Here is a 3,522-nt window from a genome sequence, read left to right on the forward strand (position 1 = left end):
TCGAGGCGATCCCGAGACGCCGCGCGGTGGCGGCCACCTGCGGACGCCCGACCTCATCAGCGAGCCGCGCCGCGACTGTGTTCACGGACTTTGCCAGCGCCGCCTCAAGCGTCATCGGCCCCAGAACTCCGGGTTCGTAGTTTTGCGGTGACCAGTTACCGATGGTCACAGGCTCGTCGATGACCGGGGTGTCCGGCGTTTGCCCAGCCTCCAGCGCGGTCAGATAGACGAACGGCTTCCACGCCGAGCCGGCCTGCCGCCGGGCGCTGGCCGCACGGTTGTAAGGCGCTACAGCATAGTTTGCGCCGCCCACCATCGCGCGTACGGCGCCCTGGCCGTCAACAGCCACCAACGCAGCCTGCTGGGATTTCTGATCCTTGAAGCGGCTCACCGCCGACGTTGCCGCCGCGCCAGCCGCAACTTCCATGGGCTGATCCAGGGTGGTCTCGACAGTGAGGTCCCGCGTCAATTTTGGAACCATCTGTCGGACTTGTCCGTCCACCCAGTCCACGAAGTATTGCGAGGGCGCGGTCGCCGCGGTTTTGAACACCCGCGGTGCTTGAGCCGCGGCCTTTGTCCGCTGGGCCGGCGTGATGGCGCCGGTGTCGACCATGGCGTCAAGCACCAGCCGTGACCGTTCCAGACAACGCTCCGTCGCCTCCGCCGGATTGTAGGCCGTGGGCGACTTCAGGACGCCTGCCAGCATGGCCGCTTCTCTTATTGAAAGCCGGGCTGCCGGTTTGCTGAAAAAGCGCTGGGACGCGGCTTCGAGGCCATAGGCGCCCGATCCGAAATAGACCCGGCTTAGATACAACCCCAGGATCTGCTGCTTCGAGTAAATCTGCTCGAGCTGGATCGCGTAGGCCAGTTCGGTGGCCTTGCGCTCAAGGGTCCGGTCCTGGCTCAGGAACAGGTTTCGCGCCAGTTGCTGGGTGATCGTCGATGCGCCCTGGGTCGCGCGACCCGCCTCAATACCTGTCACGATGGCGCGGGCGATGCCTCGCGCATCGAACCCCTTGTGCTCGTAGAAGCGCCGGTCCTCGATAGCCACAAAGGCAGCCGCTACGTGAGGGGGCAGTTTCGCCACATCTACCGGCGGCGCAAACCGCCCGCCGCGCACGCCGATAAGGACGCCGGTACGGTCCAGGTAGGTAATCTGGGGATCCCGCTGGATCGCGGGCACACGGGGCATCTCCAGCCCTTGGGCAGAAATGGCGAAAGCAGCAGTAAGGGCGGTCAGCAAGGCGAGCTCCCGCGACCTCGCTCCCTCAAGCGGATCGCCTGCGCCCTATGTCTCCCGCGCGTCGCCGGTCGCCAAGATAATTCGCTGTAATGATGGCGCCGCTTGCCGCCTGCCCTCGGGACAGTCACTTTGGCCACTCTGGATTCGCCCCCCTTAGGAGACCACCCGCGTGGCTGAAGCGATCCGCCGGCGCCGGCGCGTTAAGATCGTAGCCACTATCGGTCCAGCGTCCTCGACGCCGGAGCGACTGGAGGAGTTGTTCCGGACCGGTGCCGATGTGTTCCGGGTGAACTTCAGCCACGGCACCCAGGATGGCCATGCCGAGGTGATCGACAATATCCGCCGCGTGGAGAAGAAGGTCGGCCGCCCCATTGGCGTGCTGGCAGACTTGCAGGGCCCCAAGCTTCGCGTGGGCCGCTTCGCATCCGGCCATGTGGTGCTGCAGTGGGGCCGCAGCCTGCGCCTCGATCTCAAGGCCACACCGGGAGACGGCGCGCGCGTGCAACTCCCGCACCCGGAGATCATGGCCGCCGCAAGTGTGGGATCGGTCCTCCTGCTGGATGACGGACGCATCCGCCTGGAGGTGACCCGCCAAACGGCCGAGTACCTCGATACGCGCGTCACGGTGGGTGGACGCCTTTCGGATCACAAGGGGGTCAACCTGCCGGGTCTCACCCTGCCGATCCCCGCTCTGACCGTGAAAGACCGCTCTGACCTGGCCTTCGCGCTCGATCACGGGGCCGACTACATCGGCCTTTCCTTCGTGCAGCGTCCGGAAGATGTGGTTGAGGCGCGTGAGTTGATCGGAGATCGGGCGTTCATTCTCTCCAAGATCGAGAAGCCAGGGGCCCTGCAGTCCATCGAGGAGGTGCTGCGGCTTTCCGACGCGATCATGGTAGCGCGTGGCGACCTGGGCGTGGAGATGCCGGCAGAGGATGTGCCGTTGATCCAGAAGCGCCTGATCCGTGCCTGCCACCGTTTCGGCAAGCCCGTGGTGGTCGCCACCCAGATGATGGAAAGCATGATCGAGAACCCGACGCCTACCCGGGCCGAGGCTTCTGACGTCGCCACCGCCGTGTTCGACGGCGCTGATGCCGTTATGCTTTCAGCCGAGAGCGCCACCGGCAAGTATCCCGTTGAAACCGTGCGGATGATGGACAGGATCATCGCGCGCACCGAGGATGATGATGAGTTGCGCGCGGCCCGAGCCGCGCTCCGGCCAAAGCCCGAGAAATCCTCGCCGGATGCCATCTCTGCGGCAGCGCGCCAGGTGGCTGACACCATCGACGCCAAGGCCATCGTGGCCTTCACCCTCTCCGGAAGTACGGCCTTACGTATCTCCAGGGAGCGGCCGGATTGTCCAATCCTGGGTTTGACTCCGAGCCTCGAGATCGCGCGGCGGATGTCCCTCGTCTGGGGCGTCCACGGTGTAACCTCCGAGCCCAATCACACAATGACGGAGACCGTCGCCCAGGCCGCCACGCTGGCGCTCAAGGGCGGCTTCGCCAAGCGTCGGGAAGAGATCGTCGTGATCGCCGGCGTACCATTCGGCAGGTCGGGAGGGACTAATTCACTACGCGTGGCCCAGGTCACTTAAAGTAATCGTCGACGCAATACAGTTGTCGTAACCGCCCATCCGCGCGTTGAATCGAAAACGGCCCCGCAGAGATGCGGGGCCGCTTGGAAACTTGGGTGCGGGGACAGGATTTGAACCTGTGACCTTCAGGTTATGAGCCTGACGAGCTACCGGGCTGCTCCACCCCGCGGCAAAGCTGTGGAATGGCATCGTAAATTGAAGGGTTCTGGATATTGATCTGCTTGGTAGACCTGGCGGCGACCTACTCTCCCGCGCCTTAAGACGAAGTACCATCGGCCCAGAGGAGCTTAACGACCGAGTTCGGAATGGGATCGGGTGGGGACTCCTCGGCAAAACCACCAGGTCAACCAAAAAGATCAAGTTCGAGAAGACATCATTGTCTGACACATCAAAGCGTTCATGAGTTTTACTAAGAACGATCAAGCCTATCGAGCGATTAGTACCAGTAAGCTCCATGCCTCGCGGCACTTCCACACCTGGCCTATCAACGTGGTGGTCTACCACGGCTCTCAGCGAAGCCTTGTTTTGAGGTTAGTTTCCCGCTTAGATGCTTTCAGCGGTTATCTATTCCATACTTAGCTACCCTGCTGCGCGGCTGGCGCCACGACAGGTCCACCAGAGGTATGTCCATCCCGGTCCTCTCGTACTAGGGACAGATCCTCTCAAGCTTCGTACACCCACG

General features: G+C 63.2%; 2 protein-coding genes, 1 tRNA gene and 2 rRNA genes. 1 reads left to right on the forward strand and 4 read right to left on the reverse strand.

Annotated features, from left to right (window positions below; all coding sequences use genetic code 11):
• The coding region (locus tag ACIQ42_RS17205) for a transglycosylase domain-containing protein (RefSeq protein WP_397423461.1) at positions 1-1,243 on the reverse strand (1,243 nt) is incomplete at its 3' end.
• Between the two features lie 169 nt (positions 1,244-1,412).
• On the opposite strand from ACIQ42_RS17205, the gene pyk reads away from it, so the two are divergent.
• A complete protein-coding gene (gene pyk / locus ACIQ42_RS17210; RefSeq protein ID WP_397423462.1) occupies positions 1,413-2,840 on the forward strand; it encodes a pyruvate kinase in 1,428 nt (475 codons plus the stop codon).
• A 92-nt stretch (positions 2,841-2,932) separates the two neighbouring features.
• Here pyk and ACIQ42_RS17215 read toward each other — a convergent pair.
• The 3 genes from ACIQ42_RS17215 to ACIQ42_RS17225 form a co-directional block, all read right to left on the reverse strand.
• A tRNA-Met gene (locus ACIQ42_RS17215) sits at positions 2,933-3,009 on the reverse strand.
• Positions 3,010-3,068: 59 nt separating this feature from the next.
• Positions 3,069-3,183 (reverse strand): 5S ribosomal RNA (rrf, locus tag ACIQ42_RS17220).
• A 72-nt stretch (positions 3,184-3,255) separates the two neighbouring features.
• Positions 3,256-3,522: ribosomal RNA gene (locus ACIQ42_RS17225) — 23S ribosomal RNA — on the reverse strand; the annotation flags it as partial.

Origin of the sequence: Phenylobacterium sp., from assembly GCF_044372605.1 — a bacterium.
GTDB lineage: Bacteria > Pseudomonadota > Alphaproteobacteria > Caulobacterales > Caulobacteraceae > Phenylobacterium.